The organism is Prosthecobacter sp. (assembly GCF_044222565.1).
In the GTDB taxonomy this organism is placed as follows: Bacteria; Verrucomicrobiota; Verrucomicrobiia; order Verrucomicrobiales; family Verrucomicrobiaceae; genus Prosthecobacter.
The window spans coordinates 63,627-88,004 of sequence record NZ_JBGANA010000013.1 but is presented as its reverse complement, the minus strand read 5'-3'; the positions used below and the strand labels follow the sequence as shown (position 1 = coordinate 88,004).

The following is a 24,378-nucleotide window of genomic DNA, read 5'->3' as shown; positions in this document are numbered from 1 at the left end:
CGCGGTCCGCCGGCTTACAGATACAGCTTTTCCTGCACCACCTTGCCTTTGCGGCGGATGGCCTGGTGCCAGCCGCTGGCGTCATTCAGCACGATCCAGCGGCGCTCCTCGGTGCGGTAGAACCAGTCTTTGTCCTGCTGGAAGTAGATCTGGCAGCCCTCGCGTTCGAGGATGTTGATGATCTCGTTGCTGTGAGATTCGGTGTCGCTGATGTCAGTCGTCGCCTTCTGGCCCATCTCGCTGTAAATGTGGTTCAGGTCCAGCAGCATGGAGGCCACGTCAGGATCCATCGGCAGCGCATTGAGGCCGATCTTCCGCGCTTCATCGATCAGGATCGGATAGGCGTGGGAGGGGTATTTGGAGTTCAGCGTGACGGCGATCTCATTGCGCTTCGTCTGATCCTGGATGTGGTGGGAGAGGATTTCCTCGCAGAGCATCAGGGAAAGGGAATCCGCGCGATCCACCGCGCCGATCACCAGTGGATGAATGTATTGAAACAGGGCGTGGTAGGGATTCATGTCGCGCGTGGCGCTTTCGTTCTTCCGCCACAGATTGATGATGCGCTTCACTTCATCAAGACTCACGCTCACGCGGTCGTTGTCACGGTCGATGGGGGAGAGGTCATGCGTGAGCGAGGTGTCCACGGCGGTGAGATAGGCGATGGAGCCCATCTGAATGTCTTCGGCTCCCAGTGCGATCATGGTGGCGGCGGAGGCGCACTCCAGCGGCACCAGCGCGACGAGGTTTTTGCAGTAGCGGCGGATGAGGTTCACCATGCGCAGCGCCGCGCGCCCGTTGCCGCCGTCCGATTTGATGAAAATGTAAAGCTTCTCCTGCGTGCCGATGTGCTCGAGCAGCTTGAACAGCGCCGTGACGTCGCTGTGGCACACCGAGCCGCGCGGATTGTTCCAGTAGGTCAGCAGCTTGCCACCCAGACGCTCCTGGATTTTTTTGATCATCGTCTGCGTCTGGTCAAACAGCACAGGCGGCTGTTTGAACTTGGGAGCTGCCGCGTTTTTCTTGCTGTCTTTGGTCCTCGTGGATGGCATGGCTGATGATTGGCTTGGCCCAGTCTTAACAGCCTTCAAGGTCAGACTGCAAATGCTACCTCTGAGATCTCACGGCCGGAACATGAACTCACGCGTGTTCAGCAGCGCCCACGCGATGTCCCGGGCTGCTGTCTGCGGCGCTTCGTTTTGATGCTGAATGGCGATGGCTTTTTCAATGCCATCGGGATACCTGCCCAGAATGGAAACGAACAGGTCTTCAGCGCTGCTGCCCGCTGCCTGCGCGGCTGCCGCGCTTTCCATTTCGGGGCTGTTCATCATGAAGCGGACGAGTTCGTGTGAGACAGGCGTGGTGCTTTCGTCAGACCACTCACGCGTGCCGCGCCCCAGCATGCGCAGTGGATGCTCGAATGGCGGCACCTGAGGAAGCTGGGCGCTCTTCTCAATGGCGAACACGTCCCAGATGACTTCCGAAGGCAGGCGCCGGATCTGTGGCGCAGGCGTGAGATAGCCGCCGCTCCAGGCGTGGTTCAAATCGATGCCTGAACGCTGATAGGCATTCGTGCGGGCGAGGATGCGCTGAAACTCGCCGATGCGATGCCCGCAGCGGCGAAACTCCTCCGCCAGCACCTTCACTGCGGTCGCCTCAGGGTCTTTGAAAAAATCCTGGTCAATCCAGGTGATGAGATCACGATTAGGCGTGGTAAAGCAGTTGCTGCTGACTTCGTTCGCGAAGGGCTTGGCATGCACTTCGTGCCAGGATGGCGCGGGGTCCACACCGCCGATGGTGCGGTCCACATAGCGGCTCGGCATGCCAAAGAGCTGGCTCCAGACACGCAGGCCCGCCACGGCGGCAAAACGTTCTGGGTTGTCCTTCGTCATCCATTGAGCCACCACAGGCTTCGAATCTTTGCCGCGTTTCATGTACGGCGGCACTTCCCGTGTCAGGCGCAGCACCCTAGGCTTCACGCGTTCCGCGGGTTTGCCATCCTGGTAGAGGTAGTCCTTGGGCAGATCCAGGTGGCTGAAGTCATCATTCATGGTGAAGCAGGCGGCAAACTGGTAGGCCTCCATCTCCGTGTGCGAATTGTACGGGTGGTCATGGCACAGCGCGCAGTGCAGGTCCGCTCCCAGCACCGCGAAGGCCACCTCGGTCCCCGTGCGCAGCGGATTTCCCTCATCACGTCGGCTGATGTGCCCTTCGCCCACCAGGTAGTTCACGATCTGGTCGTAGGGCCTGTCATCCGTGGCCGCCTGCCGCAGCCATGCGATCACCGCGACATCATCCTTCACACGATAAGCTTCCGCCAGCATGCGAAAGCGTGCCTCGGCCGCACCAGTGTCCTTTACCAGAGCATCGGCGAGACGCGCGCGTTTTTCTGGCTGTGAACTGGCAAGAAATCTCCGCACTTCTTCCGGTGTCGGCAGCCTTCCAGCAAGATCAATGCAGGCCCGTCGCAAAAAGCTGGCGTCATCCACCGGCGGCGGCAGTGGCGGGAGGGGACGATTGTTGCGCTGGAAAAGCCGCTGCTGCGAGCTTGCGTAGTCACGCATCAAGGCGGCATCGATGCGCGTTGCGGCCTCCTGCACGGGGTCCGGACGCGGGGTGGCTGCCTGGGTGTCTGTCCGGCCCAGGCAGGCGCAGCAGAGCAGCATGGTCAGAAGGCGGTGTTTCATGCAGCGTGCAACGTCCCAGCCCGCAAGTTCTTAGAATGCCCGTTCGTGCAGGCTTGCACCGTCCTCCCGACTCGCTAAGGAACTCACCCCATGAAAATCCTCGTTACTGGCAAAGGCGGCCGTGAACACGCGCTCATCACCGCACTCAGCGAATCTCCGCAGAAGCATGAACTCTTCGCGTATCCGGGCAGCGATGCCATCGCCACGCTGGCGACGCGGGTGGAGGTGGCCGGATTGCCCGAATTGATCACCTGGATGAAGCAGAACGGCATCGATCTCTGCATGGCAGGCGAGGAAGCGCTGCTGGTGAAAGACAGCGGCCTTTCCAATCTCTGCGCCGAGGCGGGCATTCCCTGCTGGGGACCGCGCAAGGAGATCGCCCAGCTCGAAGCCTCGAAGACCTTCGCGAAGAAGTTTTTGAAACGCCACGGCATTCCCACCGCCGATTTCACCATCTGCACCAATGCCGCGGAAGCCAAGGCCGCGCTCACGGAAATGCCCATCGTGCTTAAGTTCGACGGACTGGCCGCCGGCAAAGGTGTGGCCGTGTGCACCGCGAAGGACGAGGCGGAGGCCTTCGTCGATGACGTGATGGAAAAGCGCTGCTTCGGCGCCGGAGATCTGCTGGTGGAGAAGTGCCTCACCGGTCCCGAGATCTCCGTCTTCGCCTCGGTGTGCGATGACAAATATCAAATCCTCATGCCAGCGCGTGACTACAAGCGCATCCGCGACAACGACCAGGGCCCCAACACCGGCGGCATGGGCGCCGTGGCCTCGCTGGAGCTCGCGGAGCCTGCGCTCATGCAGCGCATCGAGCGCGAGATCGTGCAGCCCACGGTGCAGGGAATTCTGAAGGACGGCCTGAAGTATCGCGGCTTCCTCTATTTTGGCCTTATGCTCACCCCCACCGGCCCGCAGGTGATCGAATACAACTGCCGTTTTGGCGATCCTGAAGCCGAGGCCGTGCTGCCTATGGTGCGTGGAGATTTCGCCACGTATGCGTTTGAGGCGGCAAAGGGAAATCTGCAGCCCAATCTCATTCAGTTTGCGCCGGGCTGGAGCATCTGCCTCATCAGCGCCAGCGCTGGTTATCCTGCGTCATCGCACAGCGGAGACGTCATCTCCGGTTTGGAAACCGTGAGCGGTGCGCGGGTGTATCACTGCGGCACGAAGCAGAATGCCGGCGGGCAGTTTGAGACGAGTGGCGGGCGCGTGCTCGCCGTGGTGGCCCAGGGCACGACTCGGGTGGAGGCGCGGGAGAAGGCCTATGCTGAAAGTGAGAAGATCACTTTCGATGGTCTGCAGAGGCGCTCTGATATTGGGAAGATGCACTTTGAGTAGTGCGGCTGCGGAGCGCTACGGCTGCTTCGCCAGTCTCTCATCACTCTCCAAATGTCCTGCCCACCCGAAGTGGCACCGGAACTCGAAGCACTCCTTCATCTGCTCAAACGGGCCGTTCCACTCGGCCTTGTTTGAAGCCACCGTTATTTCTGACGGAGCAAAGCCCACGATCGGCAGGCGCTTCAGCTCGAAGGAATCTTTGAGCAGGCGGGTCTTCTTCCAGTTGAATCCCATGAGCTGAGCGCTCACGCAATCCACCGCCACGGGATGCGTGCCGGCCATGATCACGCCGCTGGCCACGGGATCGCAGGACATGGGGCCGTCGCCATCGCCGCCGATGATGCCATCGACGATGGTGAGGTAGCGCAGCGGCTTGTCACGTCGCGCTCCGCGTCCGTCGAAGTAGAAGAAGCATTTGTGCAGATCCAGGATCATGCGCCAGGCAGTGTTGTTGCCGTGCCAGTTGCCGGAACGCACGACTTCCTTGGTGTCGCCAAACACGACGCGGCCCAGCTTCTTGAGCGGCACGAACAGCTTGGAAAGGAAGAAGCGGCCAAAGAGGATCTTCTTCGCATTGCGCATGAGCGTGCCTTCGAGCGCGCGCTTGGCGGAGGATTCGGCAAATTGATCGCCGCCCTCTGCCGGCGTGCCTTCCGTGTGGCGCGGCAGCCAGTTCGTGCGTGGCGTGGTGCCCACCAGATTTTTCAGCGCCACAGTGAGACCGACTTTTTTGTGCGTTTTGAGCTTTGGCACATTGATGAGCACATCCGCATTCATCGGTGTGCGGCAGATGCGGTACTCGTGATGCGGGTCCGTGTGCTGGCGGTTCGTCGTCGCAAAATCAAACGACGCCCCATACAACTTGCCGAGTCCGGGGTGGCCGAGGAACTCGCTGTCGGCATCCAGATGAATGTCCACCGCGCCGGAGGGATCGCTGGGCAGTTCGCGTTTGGCGATGGTGACACCGTCATCGATCGTCCACTCCTCACAGCGCATGTCAAAGAGCAGGAAAGCGATGCCCGGAAACTCCTTCGTGAGACCGGTGACGAGATCGTCCAGCTTGTGCAATCTCCGGATGGTCGCAAAAGAGGAGTCGCTCTGCGGTGCATCGCACAGGGTCACGGAACCGCGGCCCTGGAGCTTTCTCGCGGCCCAGCGTGCGACTTCGCGCACCACGGAGGGATGGGTGATGATGGTGAGCCAGCCGCCTTCGTCCTCAGGCTTGCTGGCATTGTGCTCTTTGACCCAGTTGGGTTTGATGACCACACGGTCGCCGGGCGTGATGAAGTCCGCGGCGAGATCCAGCGCGTTGATCGCGGCTTCGATCTGCTGGCGCAGGGCGTCGTTGTCATCGTAGCTGGCTTTGCCGCTGAAGACGGAAACTTTGGGGGAGCCAAACGAAGATGGGGAGAGCGTGTTCACGGGAATGCGGATTATGTAGCGGCGGCACCTTCTCTTTGCAACGCTGCGGCAGCGGCCCCAAGCTCAAGCATGCGGAAAACCATGCGGATCTCGCTTGTGCTTTTGAGCCTCGTCCTGGCGGGGGTGGCCGGGTCCGTGCTCTGGCGCAGGTTCTCCAGCCCAGCCTCGCAGCCGCGGCCACTGGATCCAGCCTTCATTCGCCTGACACCCTCGGAGCTTTCCACCCTGCCGCTGGCCACCCGCTTTGACATGCCCATGGGCTCTGAGCACGGAGCTCTGACCTACAATGCGCGGGCATTTCGCATCTCACGGCATCTTGGCGATGACCTGAATGGAATCGGCGGCGGAAACTCCGACCTGGGAGATCCGGTCTATGCCGCAGGAGCAGGCCGGGTGGTCTATGCCGGAAATCCAGGTCCGGGATGGGGTAAGATGATCATCGTCGCGCATCGGCTGCTGGAGGGGGATGAACTCGGCCCCGTGGTGCAAACGATGTATGCTCATTTGGACTCCATGCAGGTGCAAACGGGGCAAAAGGTTCGGAGAGGTGAAGTAATTGGCACGGTGGGAACTGCGGAGGGTGCCTATTTGGCACATCTGCATTTTGAGGTGCGGCTTGGCCCCTATGTGAATCCTGGCCAGGGATATGCTGACACCCCCCTCAACCGCGTGGCTGCGGAGCAGTTCGTCCGAGCGCACCGCGGTGCTGGGGCGGACGTTCTGAGCCCCGACTCAGAAAAAGATTAAAAACCACAAAAGATGATTTGAAGGAAGCCACTTTAAATCCGTCATTCCTGCAAGTCCCTCTTCCGATGCGATCGCTTCTTTCTTTCTGCTGCCTGCTGCTCCTGGCGTCTTCGCCCGGGAAGGCTCAGCCTGTGAAATCGCAGCCTGCTTCGTTCAACTGTGAAGCGCTCTGCGGGGAGTTGTTTGCCTCGATCCGCGCGGAGCCGGACAAGATGGTGATGCGGCTGGAAGAGGCGCTGGTCATTCATGAAGCCTGCGCCGGAGAAATTGTCACGGCAGCCATCGATGCGGTGAATGCCGATCCTGCGCAGGTGCGCAAAATTGTGGAGACCGCCATGGAACTCGCCCCAGGGCGTGCGGCAGTCATCACGGCTGCGGTGAAAAGCTACACCGCTCCGGTCGTCGTGGCCGCCGCTGAGGAGCAGGTTGAGGTACGCCGTGCCGTCGTTCCGGATGTTCTGCCTCCCAAACCTCTGGCCGGAGAAGTGGTGCGGCGTGCGGAGCTTCCGCTGCAAACCCGCAGCATTCCGATCATCGAAGTGCGGCGCGCGGAGCCGGCGGCAAGCGCAGGGATGATCGTTGAGGAACTTCCACTGCCGAAAAAACTGTCGGATGTGCCGCGGGCAAAACGGAGCAAGTAGCAGCTCTCCTCAGGGGTCGATGACCCAGTCCACTCTGCTGCGGCGCGCGCGCCAGTGAAACACTGCAAACATGCCTCGTGCGCAGCAGGCGGTGAATGGCAGAAAAATGAGCAGCCAGGCAGGATGCGTCTGGAAGCTTCCCACGCTGGCGACCACGGAAAAAAGAACGCCGAAAAATAGCGGCACATAAAGCAGATGGCTGCACACATTCCCCAGACGATGCCTGCGTACCGGACGGCACATCTGCTGCAGGCGGTAGTAGATGAACATGGGGCGTATCACCATCCATGAAACGCCAAGGATCACCGCCGCTCCCAGCGCAGTTGGAATGAAATGAGCGTGCCCCAGGAGGATGCACTGCGCAGCAATGACCGGCAGCGCGAGCGCAAAAAAAGCAATCATTCGCGCCGCGGTGACACGGTAGGAGATGCGTAACAGTTCATCGATCGTGATGGGAAGGCCGGCAAAAAACGGCATGCCATGCTGCGCAAGCGGCCAGGGAGCAGTCGCTTTTGGGATCGAGTTCGAAGCTGGAAAGGTGAAGCCCACGACGGCGACGACCGGCACCAGCACGATCCAGAAAACCTGGGTGTCAGCGCTGACCAGGCTTGTGCCGAAGGTCAGCATGCCATACGCAGCCAGCAGCAGCAGCGTGCATACGCGCAGCCCTTTCCACCACCTGCGGGACCATTTCGGATGCAAGCACACGAGGATGGGGGCGACCGCCAGGTCCCGCTGTTGCATCAGCGTGAACGCGAGCTTTTCGATCCATCCTTGGGAAAGGCTGGAAGCCTCGCTCGCATTGGCTTGCTGGATGGAATTCAGAAGCTCCACAGGCACGGCTTCCGCCGTCTCCGGCGGGGCTGCATGCGCCGCTTCCTCGTCTCCGGATTCATCGGAAAGCGCTTCGGCATCCACCCCCACGCCCAGGCGATCATAAGCAAAAGCGGTGGCGTCAGGAAAACGCCACCAGATCAGACCACCTGCGGCGAGGCATGCCAGTGTGAACATGAAAGCCGTGCGCATGTCTGTGGCATGCATGGCCCACTGGGGAGGGAAAGCCCAGGACAGGGGCTCGCAGAATGAGAGGACCCATGAGGGAAGGGACTGCCCGTGGGAACGGCTCTTTTCCCACCACCACGCATACACCATCATGCAGCCCCAGATGATCAGCGCCAGATTCCAGGTCTTTGCCAGCATCCGGCCCAGGCCTTGTGTCTGGCCATAGAGCTGCACACAGGCGAGCATCGTCAGCCAGAGACACATGCCATCACAAAGTACCGACGGCCACGCCAACGTCACGGCCGGAAAGCCGAGCCACACCCAAGCCGCCGCCGCCATGCGTGGCAGAAGAGTCAGAGAGGAGAGCAAATGTTTTCTGCGCGCCCAACGGCAGATATCGCGGCCGGCCACCGGCAGGTGCCAGCACACGACCAAGGTCGGGTGGTACTGCAGCAGCCAGGAAAACTGCAGGGCCGAGCGCTTGCTGGTCAGCATGACCGCGCCCGCCAGCATGAAGTCCCGCCAGGCAGGCACACGGAACTGCACGACTTCCAGGCCGCCGAGCAGGCACATCACATAAATCAGCAGGGCCTCCCAGACGATGGCTTTCAAAGCTGCCTTGATGTGTGGCCACAGGCGGAAGTCGGATGGCTCCATGGCAGCACCGCGCAGTGCTGCTGCGGCCATGCGGCGGAGGCTTGCTTCAGATGCTGGATGGTGAAAAAACATGGCGGATGTTCAGCGCAGGCCGCGCAGCACATTCTCCTGGCCTTCAGGTGTGGCGCGGATCATTTCCAGCACTTTGGCGCTCGTCTCCCACAGCACGATCTTCCCCTGGCGCAGCACACAGACGTGATCTGAAAATCCTGCGGCCAGATCGACCATCTGCGTGGTGTAAAAGAGGGTGCTGCCTGCGTCTGCCAGCTTGCGGGCCAGACGGCGGAACACTCCCATGCCGATCACATCCATGCCTGAGGCGAAGGGTTCGTCCACCAGCCAGAGCTCCGGCTCCACCGTGGCGGCACAGGCCATGAATGCCTTCCAAAGCTGGCCGCGTGACAAAGAGCCAGCGCTGCGGTTCAGCAGCGCGGCGATGCCGGTCTCCTCCAGCAGCTGCGTCAGCTCCACTTCGTGGTTCTCAACCTTTGTGCCATACAATGCGGCAAAGGTGGCGATGTTTGAAGCGATGCTGCGGTCCATGAACATCAGCGGCACATCCGGTGTGTAGAGCAGCCGTTTGCGCAGCTCCAGTTTCTCCCGGCTGAAGGACTGCCCGTCGAAGCGGATCAGACCGTCATCCGGCGACAGAACACCGGCCAGCAGCGACAGCAGCGTGGACTTGCCCGCGCCATTTTCTCCGAGCACCGCGATGATCGAACTCGGCGGCACATTGAGATTCACATGGTCGAGTGCGGTCGTGCTTCCAAACCGCTTCGACAAATCGTTCAATTCAATGTGCATGCGCAGGCACTAGACCGCGACCGTCAGGTGCGGTCAAGCATTCACGCGACCCGCCTGGTGCGGCTACTTCGCCGGAATCTCATTCAGCGTGTAGTAGCCCACCTTGTGCAGCAGCGGAGTTTTTTCACTGTTCAGCACGCCGTCGAGATGCAGCTCATGGATGTGCCCCTTGGTCAGCGGAGAGATCGTGAGGCGCACGGATTTGCCGTCCGCGGACACGCTGGCGGCGGTGATTTTGGGCAGGATCTCAGAAACCTCCTCGCCACCGTACTGCTCGCGGTACGCATAGGTGAATTCGCGCATGCTGTAGCTCTTCACATCGCCGGCGCTGGCGGGATCGACCGGCTGCGTGAAGGTAAGCTCAAAGCCGTCCGGCTTCGCATGCATCTCATGCACTTCGAAAGGTGTCCTGCCGGTCCATTCGCATTTCTCAAAGCAGAAGGGCTTCCCGCCGCGAGCGCCCCAGCCACGGTCACTGCCGCCGACGAAGACGCGGCCTTCCTCATCCATGCGCCCGCCGATGATGCCGCTGGCAAAGCCGCTGCGGAAGGGGATCACCACACCCTGCTTGATGCCGTTCACCGTTTCGAGATAGACGCGGCTCAGATTGCTATGGCTCTGGTCCGCCACAAAAAGCTGCTTGCTGAAGGGGCCAAACTTGCCGGCGCTGAGATCGCAGATGATGGCGCTGGCGGAGTTGCCGATCTTCCCGTGCACGAGATAAACGGCGGGGGGGACAAGCTGCTTGATACGCTCACGCTCCGTGACCATGCGGTCCGGGTCTCCTCCGTCTCGCTTTTCTTTGCGGCCTCTGTCGCCCTGGAATGCCTCGGGCAGGGGATCGATCGGGCGCGGCCCCATGTTTGGCGCCAGATCGTACCAGATGTTTCCACCGGGATGTCCTTGGAAGGTGCCGGGCACCAGATGCTGCAGGGTGCAGGAGCCATGCCATGGACCCTGGTTGTCGCAGTAGTAGGCTTCGCCATCCGCATCAAATCCGATGCCCCCGGGGCTGCGGATGCCGGAGCAGGTCGGAACCATGGTTCCATCCGGCTTGATGCGCAGCGCCCAGCCGCGGAATGGCACCGCGCTGCTGAAGGAGCCAGTCAGGCAGAGCGTCACCCACAGATCTCCTGCCTTGTCAAAGCGGCTGCCGATGGCGTACTCGTGGTAGTCACCGGAGACTCCCCAGCTGTCGTTCACGTTTTCAAACACGTCCGCCCGACCGTCGTTGTCGGTGTCCTTGAGCCGGGTGATCTCATAGCGCGTGGTGGCGTAGAGATTTTTGTCCTTCGGATTGTAGGCGATGCCGAGCACCTCATGCAGCCCGGAGGCAAAGAGCTTGTAGCTGACGTTTGAGGCGTCATTGCTGCCGGCACCGCTGACGATCCAGATCTCGCCGCGGCGTGTGCCGAGCGCGAGCTTGCCATCCGGCATCAGGTCGATCGAACCTACCTCCAGCGCCGTTTCCTTGGGCGTGGCAAAGGTGGTGATCTTGTAATAATCAGCCTCGACAGGATCGGCGGCGAACAGCGGGGTGCAGAGGAGAGAAAGAATGAGAAGGCGTTTCATGGCTGTGCGTGACGGGGAAATAATTACTGGGCCCACTGGTAGGTCACTGTCATGGTGCCTTCTTTGGCGGGGATCACGAGATTCTGGCCTGCGAGCTGAGCGCCCGCCGCAGCGATGCGGAAGGGGATGGATGCTTTGCTAAGAAACGCGCCATCCTTGTTTTCAAAAGTACCGCTGCCGATGCGGTACCAGGCGTTGGCGGGCAGTTTGCCGGAGACTTTGATGGTGCGGATCAGCTTCGCCTTGCCATCAGGCTTGTTCCCGTCCCCTTCGACCGCGAAAGATTCCTCGATCTCCGCTCCCTGCCAGGTGTAGCGGAAAGTGGGGCTGCGCTTGGCGTCCAGCGAATAACCCTGCCAGTGGAAGCCGTCAAAGCGTGTGGTCTTGTCCCACTTCGGCCATTCGGCTTCCGGCTTGTCCGTGATGAAGAAGGCGGGCGTGGCTTCTCCGGTGGGCTGCAGCACATCGTAGCCCAGCGGCTTTTCATGGCCGCCACCGCGGGAGTTCCAGTGCCGGGCGGCATCCATGAAGGCTCCGCGCCAGATCAGTGCGAGGTTCATGCTTTCCGCGCTCCAGGCGATGTTGACTCCGCCAGGGTAGCCGACGCCGATGCCGCGATTCCCCGCCCCCTGGATGAAATTGCGGTAGATCACAGCTTCGTTCGTGACCGCGAGCGGGATGGGATCGAACTCCTTCTGCTTTTTCGTGCCGCCCTGCCATTTCGGGTGCAGCCATTTGGACAGCGGCGTGATCTGCGTATCAGAGCCTTTCCATGCCGCGTAGAGTTCGATCTGACCGCCGCCCTGGAAGTATTCCAGGCGGAACTCGTGCTCGCCCTTTTCGAGCGTGGTTCCCTGCTCCTTGATGTCTCCCGAAGGATGGATGCCGTCATAGAGGATGATTTCCTTGCCGTCGATCAGCAGGCGAGAGCCGTCGTCGCTGGAGAGATAAAAACGATACGAGCCTTTCTTCGGCGCGATGAGCTTGCCGGTAAAAACGACGCCAAATTCGTTTTTGTAGTCGTCCAGCTTCACCTGCAGCAGGTTGTCCTCGATCTTGCCCTCGCGGTGCGGTGTCAGCTTGGAGAAATCCGGGAGATTTTTCCAGTCCCCAAGATAGAGGGCAAACTTGAGGTCATGCAGGATGTCTGCCATCGCGGCCACCTTCAACGTGCCTCGCATGGTGAGTGCGTGGCCGGGGAAGGTGCAAACATAGGGGTAGCTGCCGGGCTTTTCCGGGGCGGAGAAGCTGAGCGTCTCCTTTTCATGGGGGTTCAGCATCTTGGAGTGGGCCCAGATGCGCTTGTCGTCGGGCAGCCAGTTCCGTTTGAGCGCCTCCTCAGGCTTTTCCATCTGCTTCAGCGCCATGGCGGCGGTGTCCGTGCCCGGCTGGCAGAAAACGAGGTTGTGGGGCAGGTCGTCTCCGTTTTCAAAGGTGATCTTCACCGCCTGGCCTGGCTGCACCACCAGTTCAGCGGTGTCATATTTCATCTGCGCCGTCATCGTTTTGATGGAGAAGACGGCGGGCTCGGCGGCTCCGGCGGAGGCCACGGCGAGAAATAGGGCGGAAAGCAGTCGGGTCATAGGAGGCGCGTTGATACGAAGGCTGCGGAGGTTGCCTTGCGAAACGGAGGCGTCAATTTGCCCCTGAGTTTATTTCATTCGAACTTTCAGCTTGGCGCAGGGCAGGGAATTTGGTTATCTCTTTTCCATGCACACCTGGTATCTGCTCAAAGCCTCGGACAAGGAAGTATATGAGGCCAAAGATCTCGAAACCCTTCGAGGCTGGGCGGCCGATGCCAAGGTTTCTCCGCTCGACAAGATTTCCAGCGACAACCGCATGAGCTGGCAGCGCGCGCCGATGATCGCGGAACTGCAGATGGATTTCCTGGTGCAGATGCCGGACAACTACCTCTACGGCCCCACGAATGTGGCGACCATCCAGGAATTCCTGGCCACCGGCGAAATCGATGAATCGGTGACGATCATCAACTGTCTGGACAACACCGAGGCGCGGCTTGTGGATCTGTCCTGGTTCCAGGCCAGCCCGCACCATGTGCGCAGTGCGGCCACCACTTTCATCGGCACCGGACGCCCGGACGACAAGGCCGTCGTGGGAGACGTGATGCAGCAGTCCCGCATCGCCATGCTGGAAAAGCAGGTGATGGAGCTGCAGCGGGTGGTGGACGAATGGCAGCAGGCTTATAAAGGCCTGCGCCAGCAGTTTGTGGAAAGCACCGGCCGCGAGCCGATGTGATCCGCCTCAGGCTTCTTCCCTGCTCACATCGCTGTGCAGCCCTGGCAGTTCCTTGGCCTTGTCGGCATAGCGGTCAAAGCGGTTGGAGAGAATGAGCAGTGTGGGGGCCCAAAGCCCGATGAAAATGCCCAGGCGCTCGGCATGCGCCGCTTCTTCAGGTGTGTCGCCATTGAAGAACCACCAGCTCCAGATGGAAAGGATGACGGAGAGTATTCCCGCCTGGAAACAGATCGTGCTCAGAGTGCGGCAGATGGAAGGATTCATTTCGGGAAGTCTGCCATGTCTTCAGCTCCCGGGGCAAGCCTGTGCCACCATGAGCGCAAAATCCGCGCATTAAATCGCAGGGGTGGGCGCGTGGCAGACGCAGTGCTTGAGAAACGGGGGTTCTGAGGCATACTGGCTGGAATGATCCCCCCTGCTGAAATTCGCTGCGCCACCTCCCCCGTGGCTCCGCGGCAGCCGCGCGTGGTCCCGCAGCGGCCTCGCGTGCAGCCGCATACGGCACCGCCCGCACTGGAGCCTCCCTGGCATGTCATTCTGCTGGATGACCAGCTGCATTCCTTTGAGTACGTGATCCGGATGCTCAATGCCATTTTTGGCTATTCTTATGAGATCGGCAAACGCATGGCCAATGAGGTGAATGACTGCGGGCGCGTGATCGTGGCGACTGTGCACAAGGAACTCGCCGAGCTGCGCCAGCAGCAGATCGAGGAGTTTGGCCCGGATCCCATGGAAACCAGCCCCCAGGGCCAGGTTTCCATGCGCGCCCTGATCGAGTGCTCTGAGTAGTCTAGGCTCTCTTAACGCGCGGCTCCGGAATGCCGCGCAGGATCCAGATGGAAAGCACCGACATGACTGCCGCGAGGCAGGCCACGGGGTAAAACGAACCCGTGAGGGAGTAGATCTTGCCACCCAGGCTTGTGGCAAGCAGCAGCGACCCCACATTGCAAAAGCCAAGGATGGCCAGCAGCGTGGATCGGCGTTCCAACGGGCACAGTTCGGCGGCGAGTGTCAGATCTCCCACCCGGTCGAGATAGAGGCCGAAACCAAGCACAAAGAAAGCGGTCGTGAAGCCGCTAAAGGAATGGGTCAGGCTGGCCCAAAGGCATAGGACCACACAAACGAGTCGTGACAGGATCAGCAGCATCCTGCCGCCCTGATGATAGCCCATCCAGGCTGCGAGCATGCTGCCCAGAATGGTGCCAATGTATTGGAAGGAGACAAAATGCCCGACATCCGCCTCCGGTCTGCCCAGGCTGTGCAGCGAATGCAAAGTCAGGAAGGAGACCACCATGAGATACCCCGTGCCGGTGAAACGCGCGGCGATGAGCCTGAGCAGCAGCGGCTGTTTGCACAGCAGGCCAGGGAGGCTGCATAGGTAGCTCCAGTAGCTGCCAGAATGAGGATGGTAGTGATGTGCGGCGGGCAGCTCGCGCATGAAACTCTGGGAAAGCCAGGAGAGCAGCAAAAAGCCGAAGGTGATGAGGTGCAGCACGGCGTATCCCCGTTGTCCCGGCAGATGGGTGAGCACCTGCAGGATCACCGCACCCGCCACCATGCCGATGCATGCCTGGGTGATGTAGCGCACGGCCCAGCCAGCGGCACGCACCCGCTCCGGCACCATGCGCGTGACCATCTCCATCCATGCCACTACACCCACGCCACCGATCAGGCCGGAGACCACCGGAGTCAGCACCACCAGGGGCAGAAGCCAGGGCCCGGCATCCTGCCAGAACCATAGCAGCAGACCGGTGATGAGGTACGGCAGCCGTTGCAGGATGCCGAAGCCCATCACCCATGGTTTGAACTTCGTCAGGCGCTCCACCAGGGGCGATACAAAAAGCCCCGCCGTGGCAAAGGCCGCAGGCAGGATCGCCGGCATGATGCCGATGATCAACGAGCGCCCGCCGAGCTGCTCCACCATCTTCGGCATGACTGTTTCCGGCTGAAGGAAAGCCACGCCGCCCATGTACAATCCTCCCTCCAGGCAGTGGCAGATGAAATTCCGCCGCACGACCTGCGGATGATGTTGAGGTGAAGTCATTGCGGTGTCGGAAGGCATCGCTGGAGGTGTCTCATCGTGGCGTGTACTGGCTCAAATGAAAGCAATACATCCGTGCTCAGCCTATTGAGTGGATGCCTCAGATTATTCACGTAAAAAATCATCTGCATGCTCTTGCGCTGCGCTCCCCTTGCTGATTCAATCTCTGCAGAAACTCCAACCCAGCCACACACCATGACTCTCAACCCCAAACTTACGCAGCTGCTTAATGAGCAGATCAACAATGAAATGTCCTCCAGCTATGTTTACCTCGCAATGGCGGGCTGGTTTGAACGCACGCCTTACACAGGCTTTGCGAAGTGGATGTTTGCCCAGAGCAGCGAGGAAACCACGCACGCGCTGAAGTTCTACCAGTACCTGGTGGACCGCGATGCAAAGGTGGAACTGCAGCCGATCGCCCAGCCGAAGATGGACTACGATTCCGTGGTCGACGCTTTTGAATACAGCCTGAAGCAGGAGGAAAAGGTCACCCAGCAGATCAATGACCTGTATGAAGTGGCCGAGCAGGTCAAAGACCATGCTTCAAAGAACCTGCTGCTCTGGTTCCTCAACGAGCAGATGGAGGAAGAGAAAACCGTCCGTGACATGCTCGACCGCCTGAAGCTTGCGGGCAATGACACCGCCAGTCTGCTCGTCCTCGACCGTGAGGCCGGCAACCGTCCGGGCGCCGGCGGCGGCCCCAGCACCGGCGGTCGTCCGTGAGTTCCAGTCAAACCTTCGAATAGAGGGGCATTTTGACCGGCGAGCGCAGCAGCCCCAGTGGCACGCTGCGCTCGTCGTCTGCTGTCTGAGATAATAACAGGCGAGCGATTATCGAGGCCAAGGGGGCCGCACCGCCATCGGGCAATGTGACAAGGTTTTGAGAGGTGGTCTAAGCAACCTTACGGCAGCAGATTGACGTCCCAGGGCCAGAGCGGCGTGTAGGTGGCAGATTCGATCCACCCACGCAGGTTTTCCTCGCTGCGGGGGATTTCAACGTAGCTCCAGGCGCCTCGCTTCTCGAGCATGCGCACCTGGCTGCCCGGCGGAAGGGCGATGACATCGCCGGAAGTGACCGTCGCGGCGGTGTATGCGCGGACGTCACGCCCGGTGACGACCATCACATCCTTCACCCGGTTTGCCGGCGCCGGCCGGATGGCGGCGAAGGTGGCTGAAGGCACAAACACAAACAGGCCTAAAAGGCTGAAGATCAGCACGGAGGCGAGGCTGGCTTTTCGGCGGGGGCCTCGCAGGATATAGCGCGCCAGGGCCAGCAAGATGATCCACACGCCCGCAGAGGCCGCGATGATCCAGGTGTTTTTATTCAGCAGCAGGCTGACCTCAGCCAGCGGCGAACTTTCCCCGTAGCGGAAAAAGCGCAGCTTGTCATCGATGTGGCGGAGGTTCTGGCGCACCTCTGGATTCAACGGGTCCAGAAGCTGCGCGCGCTGATACCACAGGGCGGCACGGCCCAGATCATCCTGCCGGTAGCGGGCGTTGCCAATGAGGGTGAAAACAGCGGAGCTCAGAGCCGGCGGCTGCCGTTTGGTGAGCAGTTCGCCGAGATACTGCGCATCGGTGTACTTGCCTTTTTCCAGGGCTTCGCGTGCCTTCTGGTAGCCTTCGTCAGGGGTGGTTTCGGCTGCGCTGGCGCCCAGCGAGAGCATGGCAAACGCCACGGTGAACATGACCGTGCGTTTGAGCAGGGGCGCCAGGGTGGAGAGGATGCGGCTGCGCTCTGCGGAGCCAAGCCCCTGCGCCTCTCCGGGAGTCGCCTTAAAACTCTGCGTCTCATACCGGCTGATGATCTTGCGCAGCTCCTCATCTTTGACTTCTCCCGGCTGGCTGCGGTGGATGAAGTGGGCTGCGCGCTGCAGGAAATCGCGATCAGTGAGCGAGCTTTCCTCCAGGCCACGCCAAAGATGCTGCAGCTCACCCCGCAGTCCCTGGGTGGACTCGCTGCGCCGCCGTTTGAGCCAGGTGAAAAGTGACGCCAGAATCACCAGTGCCGCCGGGATCGACTGAATGGCCCAGAAGCGTGAGCTGCTGGTCAGCGGTGCACTGGCAACGGTGGTGTCGAGCCACCGCGCCTTGGACGGCAAATTCATGAGGATGTCGCTGATCTGGGGCTTGGGTTGAAACACGGGCGGAGGCTTCGGGGCTTCTGTGCCGCCGCTGCCTCCTTCCACGCCTGCCACCGTGGCCGCCACGGCCCCGGGTGTGATGCGCAGGGCGATGGGAGACGTGCGCGCAGAGACATATTTCTTCTGAGTCGGGCTGAAAAAGCTCAGCTCGAAAGGCGGGAGCTGGGCATGCACTTTTTCGGGAACAAAAATCATTGCATATCCGATCCGGCGCTGGGAGGCGGGAGGCGCGTTTGGATCCATCATCCCATCCGCATTGTATCGTCGCGGCGGATAGGCCTTCCAGCCATCCGGCGGGACAAGGCTGGGGGGATTGAGCGCTTCGAAATTGCCCGTGCCGTCGATGATGATGTCCACCGCCAGCGGATCACCGACTTTGAGCTCGTTCGGAGTGGCGGTCGCGTTGATGCTGAAGTCCCCGACGGCGCCGCTGAAGGTGTCGGGTTTGCCTTCGGTTGGCAGGGGGAGAACTTTCATCTTCACCTCCTGGCTCTTGACGACCTGCTTGCGGGTTTCCGCCTCGCCCATGAACATGCCAAAGGGCAGCGGCATGCCGGGCGGCACCTGCCTCTGCCCTTGTCTTTGCGTGTTGATCACATCAAACACCAGCTCACTCGTGGCAGGGCCAACTTTCAGGTCTCCCGCATGCAGCGCGGAAAGCGTGCTGCGGTAGGTGATGATGGAGTAGGCGATGCCATTGATGAGGGTGTCAGATGTTTCAGCCTGCTGGGGAAAGCGTGGAATGGCAAAGTCGCTTTTGTTCACATCGATCAGCCCCACCCGGCGCAGCACCACCGTGCTGCGTGGCACAAAAAGACTGGCGCTGATGGGAACCACCTCTCCTTGATAAACTTCTGTCTTGCCAACCTCGATCTGAAGCAGCGGGGTGTTCGCATCATCCGCAGCGGCATTGGCAGCGCGCGCCTCGCTCACCACCAGGCGCACCTCATTAGTTTTGACGACTTCGCCGTTGACGAGAATTTCCTGGGGCGGGATGACAAACTCACCGGGCTCCGTGCCCAAGACATCCCACGAGAGCTGGATGCCTATTCGATTGCCATCGGCATTGCGGAGGATCTGAAGCTGGGAGTTCAGTCGGATCTGCACCGGAAGACGAAGCTGAGGCACGCTCTGAAGCGTGCCATTCTGTATCGTGATGACGTATTTTGCAGGCTCTCCCAAGTGAACGCTTTCCGGCTGCATGTAGGCGCGCACGGTGGCTGCCGAGGCGCTGCCGATCATCATTGCCAGCAGCAGGAGCGCCTGCAGGAAGCCGGAATGCGAACGCCACACATGGCCGGCAAAACCTGCGGTCCGTGCATGGACTGAGGGGGAGGGGAGGCTTTGTGTCATTCGGGCTGGAGTTGCATTCGTCATTCGGGATTGGTCGTTGCGTCAGCCGGCGGCTCACCAGTCTTTCTTGTTAACTGGAGGGGTGTGGTAACGGTTCGTCAACGGAGCGGTGATCTCGTCCATGTACTGGCGGATGATGCCCTCCGCCTCTCCGCGGGTGTATCCCGTGCGCGGATTGCGTTCGTCGCCTTGTTTTTCCTGGGGAGACTGCTTCTTTTCCTCGCCACCTGCGCCGCCGGGCTTCTGGCCGTCCTCTTCGCCAGGCTTTTCTCCCGCGGCCTGAAGGCGGCCTTCAGGCAGTTCTTTGGCGTCCTTGCCGCCGATGCCGTCGTCCGCCTCTTTCTTCTCGCCTTTGACTTCCTTTTGTTTTTGGGTTTCGCCGTTGCCGTCGGTGTCATTGCCATCTTTGCCAGACTCTCCCTCTTCTCCTTCTCCGCCGGACTGGTCTTCACCCTGTTCGCCCTTCTGACCTTTCTGACCCTTGTCCCCCTTCTGGCCCTTTTGACCCTGCTTCTGCTCCATCTCTTTGATCGCCTGATTCAGTTGAGCGAGCATTTTTGCCACGTGATCACGGTTTTCTTTCAGCTCCTTGTTGTCGGGGTCGAGTTCCAGCGCCGCGTCCAGATGGTGCAGCGCATCGACCCAGCGCTGGCGTGTGATCTTCGGCTGCTTTTGCAGACCCAGCGCGCCCTGGTCATAAAGCGTATGACCGATGCCCTGATGCGCACGTGCTTGCATCGATTTGTTTTGTGAATGCAGGACCTCGCTGAAATACCTCACGGAGGAGTCGTAGTTCGTCAGGTCATGCTCAGCCGTGGCAAGGCCGTAGGTCAGCTCGTCCTTCAGTTTCTGATTCTCGTCCGAGGAACGGTTGATGCCCTTCACCATGCCAAAGGCCCGGCTCAGTGCGTTTCCGGAGCTCATCCGGGACTCTGGGGTGATCCGTGCATTGGTGTATTCCTCCAGAAGCTTCGCGTAAAGGTCACGCGCCTGTCTGTAATCACGGTTTTCGAGCGCCTGCCGCGCATCTTCCGGCGTGGGCCCGCTCGGAGAGAAAATGGCGGAAAGCAGACTCCCGGCGTCAGCCGCCTGTGCTTCGGGTGCCGGCAGAAAAGTGACGACAGCCAGCGCCAGCACGACAGGGCGTGCGGCGGGGCGGGGCAGGGCGCTGATGATCCAGGCAAACATAAGCAGCAGTATACCCAGACTCAGGGGCCAGGCAAAGCGCTCAATCGGCTTCGAAGTTTGCCGGTTGGCGGCCTGCTGCTCGGACAGGCGGTCCAGCACTGGCAGGAGTGCCTGCCGGTCCAGCGGCTGGGTGTCCAGTCTGAGAAACCGCCCGTTGGTGGCCGCTGCCAGCTGCTGCAGCACCCCGGTTTCAAGTTTTGTCTGCACCACGTTGCCTGCCTGGTCCCGGATGTAGTCTCCCTGCACTTCGGGATTGGGAATGAGTGAGCCCTTCTCCGTACCGACCCCTACGGTGACGACGATAATCCCTGCTTCTGAGAGCCGTTTGATGTAGGGCACTAGATTCGCGTCCGCATCCCCGCCATCACTGAATATGACCAGGGCGTAATTGCTCTTCGGCAGGCTCTTGATTGCACGGAGCGTCACTTCCAGCAGATCGGGGAGATTGCTGCCTCCCCACTCGATGATCGTGTGGTCAAACGACAGCAGCGACTCAATGATGGCGTCATGGTCGGTCGTGAGCGGCGCCTGGAGGTAGGCGCGGCCTGCAAAGGCCAGCAGTCCGATGCGCTCACCGCTCAGTTCCATGACGAGGTCGTGCGCAGCCAGCCGGGCACGGGTCAGGCGGTCCGGATGAACATCTCGTGCCAGCATGGAACGCGAGGTGTCGATGGCGATGAAGACATTGCGGCCCTTGTCGGGAATTTCGAGCTTTTCGTCGCCCCACCGCGGTTGCGCCACCGCCACGATGATGCATGCCATCGCCAGGGTGTAGAGGGCGTAGGCCAGCCATGAGCGCCACAGAGAGCGTCCCAGCACCAGCGCAGGCCGCAGACGCGCCGCAGTGAAAAGGCGCTCGGCCTTCGTGCCGTGCGCATCCACCAGCAGCTTCATTCCCAGCAGGGCGGGAATGATCAGCAAAAACCAGAGCAGGTGGGGATGGGCAAAGCTCATGTCAGCTAGGTGGCGACCGGTTCAGGGGCTGAATGCAAAACGGTCAGGGAAAGCAGCAGGGCCAGGAACAGCGCGATGGCGGCCACGCTCAGCGGCCATGGGAAAAGCTCTTCGGTTTCGATGATCTTGTGGTGCTCGATCTTGGCCTTTTCGAGCTTGTTGATCGTCTCAAAAACGTCGCTCAGGGAGTTGAGATTCTGCGCCATGTAAAACTGACCGCTGCCGATCGCGGCCACTTCTTTGAGCGTGCCTTCATCAAACAGCTGCTGCCCCAGGGGGGTGAACGTGCCCCGCTTCGGGTCCGGTATGCTGTGGATGCCCGGTGTGCCGATCGCGATCGTGTATATTTTGATTCCCAGGGTGGCGGCCAGCTTCGCCGCATCCTGCGGGCTCAGGCGTCCGGAGTTGTTCGCGCCATCCGTCAGCAGCACGATGACTTTGCTCGGGGATTTTTCACGCCTCATGCGGTTGGCCGCGGAGGCGATTCCGGAGCCGATGGCCGTGCCGTCTCCCACACGCTGGGTCTGCACGCGGTCCAGATTGTTGATCAGCCAGTCACGGTCCAGCGTGAGCGGGCAGGGCAGGTAGGTCTCGCCGGCAAACGCCACGATGCCGATCTTGTCACTGCGCCGGCCTTTGATGAAATCTGCCATCACTCGCTTGGCGGCGGTGAGCCGGTTCACCGGATGCCCGCCAATGTAGAAGTCCTCAATGAGCATGGACAGAGAGACATCCACCGTCAGCATGATGGCGATGCCCTCCGCCTTCTCCTCGTCGTAGGACAGCACCTTTTGCGGTCGCGACAGGGCAGCGATGCCGAAGACCATGGAGGTCAGCACCAGCCCAAAGACGAAGCCGCCGAGCCCCTTGCGCACCGGTCTGCCCAGATCGCGCAGCAGAGAGGTGGTGGGAAATTTGATGGACGCACGTTTGCCCCGTGCTCCGCGCAGCATCGCCAGCAGGGGCAGCAGGGGCAGCAGCGCCAGCCACAGCGGATGCAGGATCTGAAAAGCAGGGATGCCCGGGATGGTCATACCTTTTCCTCCTGCATGCGCGCAAGCGCCTGGTCGATGAGCATGGTCGATTCCTCAATGGTGCGCGGGGCGGGCATGAAGGAAATGTCGTCGCACAGGTGTGCCACAGGTTCGAACCGCTCCAGCCACAATCCCTGCGCGCGGGGGATGGGGGCTCCGGGTCTCCGTTCTGTGTGGACGTCGAAAATTTCACGCGTCGTGCGGGCCGGCGCCGGCACGGCGTAACGCTCCTGCAGGTAGCGCCGCAGGATGTTCGAGATGCGGTGGCTCATCTCCTGCGGTGGGATGGACTGGATGCGCGTGCGCAGGTCATTCAGCGACCGGAAAGCCGAGGTCCACGGCTGCCGCTGTGGCAGAGGCGGCGGCTGTTTAGGACGCAGCAGCAGCCAGACGATCAGCACGATCAGCAGCAGCACCACCAGGATGACGGCCCAGAAAATCCACCAGGCCGGCGGCAGATCCACCGTGTCTGGCGGTGGCAGTTCAGGGTGCGGCAGCGGCGGCACGCCCGGAAACTGCGCCAGCATGGAGTGAATTGTAAAAATGCCGCTGCTCATCCCCGTTTCCTCCTCCGGCGTGAGCGAAAGTAAGCTTTCAAGGCTGGCACATAGTCCTCATCCGTGCGGATGGTGATCCGCTCCACACCGCAGCGCCGCAGCAGGTGCACGAGTGCATCCTGGCGCTCCGTCACACGCTGCTCATACAGGTCGCGCACCGCAGGGTGGGAGGTGTTGACGAGAATCTGCTCCCCGGTTTCGGGGTCTTCCAGGCAGACTCTCCCTGCATTCGGCAGCGTGAGTTCGCGGGGGTCCAGAATCTGCGCCGCCACCACGTCATGCTTGGCGGCCACGGCGCGCAGGCTTTTTTCCCAGGCATGGTCTGGCGTGATGAAGTCTGACACCACAATCACCAGCGCTCGATGCGCGATGCGTTCGAGCGCCAGATCCAGCGCGGGCTTGATGTCCGTGCCCTGCCTTTTGGGCTGGTTGTTCAGGATGTCCCGCAGTATCCGCAGCGCATGCGGCGCTCCTTTGCGTGCCGGCAGGTAATGTTCGACTCCGTCGGAGAACAGCGTCAGCCCCACCTTGTCCTGGTTCTGCACCGCGCTGAAGGCAAACACCGCCGCAATTTCCGCCGCACGTTCGCGCTTGGAGTCTTCCTGGCTGCCGTAGTCTCCGGAACTGCTGACATCCACGCAGAGCATGACGGTCAGCTCGCGCTCCTCCACATACTTCCGCACAAACGGGTCGTTCATTCGCGCGGTCACGTTCCAGTCGATGAAGCGCACGTCATCTCCGGGCTGGTATTCACGGAAGTCATCAAACTCAATGCCCTGGCCTTTGAAGCGGGAGTGGTACTGGCCGCCCAGCACCTCCTTCACCATGCCACGCGTGAGCAGCTCGATCCGCCTCACGCGCTTCAAGATGCGCGTGAGCCTGGCGTCGTTGTCGTTCTGCTCAGTTTCCCCGTTCACGATTTGGGCGGTGTTAAGGCACGGGCAGCTTGTCCAGCAGCGTCTTGACAACATCGTCCGTGGACACCCCTTCCGCCTCGGCTTCATACGAAAGCAGAATGCGGTGGCGCAGAATGTCGGGGGCCAGGTCCTTGATGTCCTGCGGGATGACGTAGTTGCGGCCGTGGAGGAAGGCCAGCGCCTTGGCGGCCAGCGCCAGATTGATGGTGCCACGCGGAGAGGCCCCGCAGCGGATGAGCAGCTTCAAATGCGGTGCCAGCACCTCCGGATGACGCGTGGAATGGATCAGCGCGACGATGTAGTCGCGGATCTTTTCATCCATGAACAGGTCGTTCACCACCGCGCGGCTCGCACTGATGGCGGCGGTGTCGGTGACCTGGCTCACTTCCAGCTTCGGGGCGGAGGTGGCCATGGCATCCAGCACCATGCGCTCTTCGACGGGCGTCGGGTAGGTCACGCGCACCTTGAGCAGAAAGCGGTCCAGCTGCGCTTCCGGCAGCGTGTAGGTGCCCTCCTGGTCGATCGGGTTTTGCGTGGCCAGCACCATGAATGGATCGGGCAGCTTGTGGGTGTTTTCACCGATGGTCACCTGCCGCTCCTGCATGGCCTCCAGCAGTGCGCTTTGCACTTTGGCCGGAGCACGGTTGATTTCGTCCGCCAGTACCAGATTGGCAAAAATCGGGCCGAGGCGTGGCGTGAAAGTTCCGTCTTTCGGATGATACACCATGGTGCCGATGACATCCGCAGGCAGCAGGTCGGGCGTGAACTGGATGCGCTGAAACTTGGCCTTCAGAGTGCCCGAGAGCGTGCGTACCGCCAGCGTTTTGGCGATCCCCGGCACCCCTTCCAGCAGCACGTGGCCGTTTGTCAGCAGCGCCACCAGCAGCCGGTCCACCAGTGCTGTCTGGCCCACCAGCACACGGGCGATCTCGGTTCGAAGAGGAGCCACCCAGGAGGAGGCTTTGAGGATGGCTTCCTGATCAGGAACGGATGGGGGAGCGGCAGAGGCTGGCATTGTGGGTAAGCGTACAGGTCAACGGGGGCATTCTCCACGTCAACCTTCA

General features: G+C 61.0%; 21 protein-coding genes. 6 read left to right on the top strand and 15 right to left on the bottom strand.

Translation table 11 applies throughout. The annotated features are described in order from the left end of the window. Nucleotides 1–14 precede the first annotated feature (14 nt). Entirely contained in the window at nucleotides 15–1,049 is a 1,035-nt protein-coding gene (locus ACILSR_RS19240; RefSeq protein ID WP_395751424.1) for a hypothetical protein, read from the bottom strand. Nucleotides 1,050–1,118: 69 nt separating this feature from the next. Then, on the bottom strand, nucleotides 1,119–2,684 hold the full coding sequence (locus ACILSR_RS19235) for a DUF1549 domain-containing protein (RefSeq protein WP_395751423.1): 1,566 nt from the start codon (nucleotides 2,682–2,684) through the stop codon (nucleotides 1,119–1,121). Nucleotides 2,685–2,774: 90 nt separating this feature from the next. Here ACILSR_RS19235 and purD point away from each other — a divergent pair, with 90 nt between their 5' ends. Further along, a complete protein-coding gene (purD, locus tag ACILSR_RS19230) occupies nucleotides 2,775–4,025 on the top strand; it encodes a phosphoribosylamine--glycine ligase (RefSeq protein ID WP_395751422.1) in 1,251 nt (416 codons plus the stop codon). Between the two features lie 15 nt (nucleotides 4,026–4,040). Here purD and ACILSR_RS19225 read toward each other — a convergent pair whose 3' ends face one another. Then, complete coding sequence (locus tag ACILSR_RS19225) at nucleotides 4,041–5,447, bottom strand: DUF362 domain-containing protein (RefSeq protein ID WP_395751421.1); 1,407 nt, start codon at nucleotides 5,445–5,447, stop codon at nucleotides 4,041–4,043. Between the two features lie 81 nt (nucleotides 5,448–5,528). On the opposite strand from ACILSR_RS19225, the gene ACILSR_RS19220 reads away from it, so the two are divergent. Further along, complete coding sequence (locus ACILSR_RS19220; RefSeq protein ID WP_395751420.1) at nucleotides 5,529–6,194, top strand: M23 family metallopeptidase; 666 nt, start codon at nucleotides 5,529–5,531, stop codon at nucleotides 6,192–6,194. Nucleotides 6,195–6,325: 131 nt separating this feature from the next. Then, a complete protein-coding gene (locus ACILSR_RS19215) occupies nucleotides 6,326–6,835 on the top strand; it encodes a hypothetical protein (protein ID WP_395751419.1) in 510 nt (169 codons plus the stop codon). 9 nt (nucleotides 6,836–6,844) lie between these two features. On the opposite strand, the gene ACILSR_RS19210 is transcribed toward ACILSR_RS19215, so the two are convergent. The 4 genes from ACILSR_RS19210 to ACILSR_RS19195 all read right to left on the bottom strand — a co-directional run bounded on the left by ACILSR_RS19210 (nucleotide 6,845) and on the right by ACILSR_RS19195 (nucleotide 12,453). Further along, a complete protein-coding gene (locus ACILSR_RS19210; protein ID WP_395751418.1) occupies nucleotides 6,845–8,524 on the bottom strand; it encodes a hypothetical protein in 1,680 nt (559 codons plus the stop codon). Between the two features lie 51 nt (nucleotides 8,525–8,575). After that, nucleotides 8,576–9,298, bottom strand: coding sequence for an ABC transporter ATP-binding protein (locus ACILSR_RS19205; RefSeq protein WP_395751417.1), 723 nt, complete (start codon nucleotides 9,296–9,298; stop codon nucleotides 8,576–8,578). A gap of 63 nt (nucleotides 9,299–9,361) precedes the next feature. Beyond that, nucleotides 9,362–10,870, bottom strand: coding sequence for a hypothetical protein (locus tag ACILSR_RS19200; RefSeq protein ID WP_395751416.1), 1,509 nt, complete (start codon nucleotides 10,868–10,870; stop codon nucleotides 9,362–9,364). Between the two features lie 23 nt (nucleotides 10,871–10,893). Next, nucleotides 10,894–12,453 carry a PA14 domain-containing protein gene (locus ACILSR_RS19195; protein ID WP_395751415.1) on the bottom strand — a complete coding sequence of 520 codons (1,560 nt, stop codon included), beginning with the start codon at nucleotides 12,451–12,453 and terminating at the stop codon, nucleotides 10,894–10,896. 127 nt (nucleotides 12,454–12,580) lie between these two features. Here ACILSR_RS19195 and ACILSR_RS19190 point away from each other — a divergent pair, with 127 nt between their 5' ends. Next, entirely contained in the window at nucleotides 12,581–13,126 is a 546-nt protein-coding gene (locus ACILSR_RS19190) for a hypothetical protein (protein WP_395751414.1), read from the top strand. Nucleotides 13,127–13,132: 6 nt separating this feature from the next. Here the strand turns inward: ACILSR_RS19190 and ACILSR_RS19185 are convergent, their stop codons facing one another. After that, nucleotides 13,133–13,390, bottom strand: coding sequence for a hypothetical protein (locus ACILSR_RS19185; protein WP_395751413.1), 258 nt, complete (start codon nucleotides 13,388–13,390; stop codon nucleotides 13,133–13,135). Nucleotides 13,391–13,531: 141 nt separating this feature from the next. On the opposite strand from ACILSR_RS19185, the gene ACILSR_RS19180 reads away from it, so the two are divergent. Then, nucleotides 13,532–13,915 (top strand): ATP-dependent Clp protease adaptor ClpS, encoded by a 384-nt coding sequence (locus ACILSR_RS19180; protein ID WP_395751412.1) that lies wholly within the window; start codon nucleotides 13,532–13,534, stop codon nucleotides 13,913–13,915. Nucleotide 13,916: 1 nt separating this feature from the next. Here ACILSR_RS19180 and ACILSR_RS19175 read toward each other — a convergent pair whose 3' ends face one another. Beyond that, the gene (locus ACILSR_RS19175; protein ID WP_395751411.1) at nucleotides 13,917–15,170 is read right to left on the bottom strand and encodes an MFS transporter; all 1,254 of its coding nucleotides are present in this window, start codon (nucleotides 15,168–15,170) and stop codon (nucleotides 13,917–13,919) included. A 192-nt stretch (nucleotides 15,171–15,362) separates the two neighbouring features. Between ACILSR_RS19175 and ACILSR_RS19170 the strand changes: the two genes are divergently transcribed. After that, the gene (locus ACILSR_RS19170; RefSeq protein ID WP_395751410.1) at nucleotides 15,363–15,890 is read left to right on the top strand and encodes a ferritin; all 528 of its coding nucleotides are present in this window, start codon (nucleotides 15,363–15,365) and stop codon (nucleotides 15,888–15,890) included. Between the two features lie 179 nt (nucleotides 15,891–16,069). On the opposite strand, the gene ACILSR_RS19165 is transcribed toward ACILSR_RS19170, so the two are convergent. From ACILSR_RS19165 to ACILSR_RS19140, 6 genes are read right to left on the bottom strand one after another with little or no spacing between them, the layout of a single operon-like run. Further along, complete coding sequence (locus ACILSR_RS19165; RefSeq protein ID WP_395751409.1) at nucleotides 16,070–18,664, bottom strand: BatD family protein; 2,595 nt, start codon at nucleotides 18,662–18,664, stop codon at nucleotides 16,070–16,072. A 54-nt stretch (nucleotides 18,665–18,718) separates the two neighbouring features. After that, on the bottom strand, nucleotides 18,719–20,806 hold the full coding sequence (locus tag ACILSR_RS19160; RefSeq protein ID WP_395751408.1) for a VWA domain-containing protein: 2,088 nt from the start codon (nucleotides 20,804–20,806) through the stop codon (nucleotides 18,719–18,721). A gap of 5 nt (nucleotides 20,807–20,811) precedes the next feature. Continuing rightward, entirely contained in the window at nucleotides 20,812–21,840 is a 1,029-nt protein-coding gene (locus ACILSR_RS19155) for a VWA domain-containing protein (protein WP_395751407.1), read from the bottom strand. Then, nucleotides 21,837–22,367 carry a DUF4381 family protein gene (locus ACILSR_RS19150; RefSeq protein ID WP_395751406.1) on the bottom strand — a complete coding sequence of 177 codons (531 nt, stop codon included), beginning with the start codon at nucleotides 22,365–22,367 and terminating at the stop codon, nucleotides 21,837–21,839. The genes ACILSR_RS19155 and ACILSR_RS19150 overlap by 4 nt, the downstream gene beginning before the upstream one ends. Nucleotides 22,368–22,393: 26 nt before the next feature. Continuing rightward, the gene (locus ACILSR_RS19145) at nucleotides 22,394–23,314 is read right to left on the bottom strand and encodes a DUF58 domain-containing protein (RefSeq protein ID WP_395751405.1); all 921 of its coding nucleotides are present in this window, start codon (nucleotides 23,312–23,314) and stop codon (nucleotides 22,394–22,396) included. Between the two features lie 13 nt (nucleotides 23,315–23,327). Beyond that, a complete protein-coding gene (locus ACILSR_RS19140; protein WP_395751404.1) occupies nucleotides 23,328–24,329 on the bottom strand; it encodes an AAA family ATPase in 1,002 nt (333 codons plus the stop codon). Nucleotides 24,330–24,378 lie beyond the last annotated feature (49 nt).

Excerpts from the sequence above, each read along its gene's own strand:
- purD (WP_395751422.1), top strand. The coding sequence starts at position 2,775 with ATGAAAATCCTCGTTACTGGCAAAGGCGGCCGTGAACACGCGCTCATC.
- ACILSR_RS19175 (WP_395751411.1), bottom strand. The coding sequence starts at position 15,170 with ATGACTTCACCTCAACATCATCCGCAGGTCGTGCGGCGGAATTTCATC.
- ACILSR_RS19205 (WP_395751417.1), bottom strand. The coding sequence starts at position 9,298 with ATGCACATTGAATTGAACGATTTGTCGAAGCGGTTTGGAAGCACGACC.
- ACILSR_RS19210 (WP_395751418.1), bottom strand. The coding sequence starts at position 8,524 with ATGGCCGCAGCAGCACTGCGCGGTGCTGCCATGGAGCCATCCGACTTC.
- ACILSR_RS19165 (WP_395751409.1), bottom strand. The coding sequence starts at position 18,664 with ATGACACAAAGCCTCCCCTCCCCCTCAGTCCATGCACGGACCGCAGGT.
- ACILSR_RS19160 (WP_395751408.1), bottom strand. The coding sequence starts at position 20,806 with ATGAGCTTTGCCCATCCCCACCTGCTCTGGTTTTTGCTGATCATTCCC.
- ACILSR_RS19150 (WP_395751406.1), bottom strand. The coding sequence starts at position 22,367 with ATGCTGGCGCAGTTTCCGGGCGTGCCGCCGCTGCCGCACCCTGAACTG.
- ACILSR_RS19220 (WP_395751420.1), top strand. The coding sequence starts at position 5,529 with ATGCGGATCTCGCTTGTGCTTTTGAGCCTCGTCCTGGCGGGGGTGGCC.
- ACILSR_RS19180 (WP_395751412.1), top strand. The coding sequence starts at position 13,532 with ATGATCCCCCCTGCTGAAATTCGCTGCGCCACCTCCCCCGTGGCTCCG.
- ACILSR_RS19190 (WP_395751414.1), top strand. The coding sequence starts at position 12,581 with ATGCACACCTGGTATCTGCTCAAAGCCTCGGACAAGGAAGTATATGAG.
- ACILSR_RS19200 (WP_395751416.1), bottom strand. The coding sequence starts at position 10,870 with ATGAAACGCCTTCTCATTCTTTCTCTCCTCTGCACCCCGCTGTTCGCC.
- ACILSR_RS19235 (WP_395751423.1), bottom strand. The coding sequence starts at position 2,684 with ATGAAACACCGCCTTCTGACCATGCTGCTCTGCTGCGCCTGCCTGGGC.
- ACILSR_RS19240 (WP_395751424.1), bottom strand. The coding sequence starts at position 1,049 with ATGCCATCCACGAGGACCAAAGACAGCAAGAAAAACGCGGCAGCTCCC.
- ACILSR_RS19170 (WP_395751410.1), top strand. The coding sequence starts at position 15,363 with ATGACTCTCAACCCCAAACTTACGCAGCTGCTTAATGAGCAGATCAAC.
- ACILSR_RS19140 (WP_395751404.1), bottom strand. The coding sequence starts at position 24,329 with ATGCCAGCCTCTGCCGCTCCCCCATCCGTTCCTGATCAGGAAGCCATC.
- ACILSR_RS19185 (WP_395751413.1), bottom strand. The coding sequence starts at position 13,390 with ATGAATCCTTCCATCTGCCGCACTCTGAGCACGATCTGTTTCCAGGCG.
- ACILSR_RS19195 (WP_395751415.1), bottom strand. The coding sequence starts at position 12,453 with ATGACCCGACTGCTTTCCGCCCTATTTCTCGCCGTGGCCTCCGCCGGA.
- ACILSR_RS19155 (WP_395751407.1), bottom strand. The coding sequence starts at position 21,840 with ATGACCATCCCGGGCATCCCTGCTTTTCAGATCCTGCATCCGCTGTGG.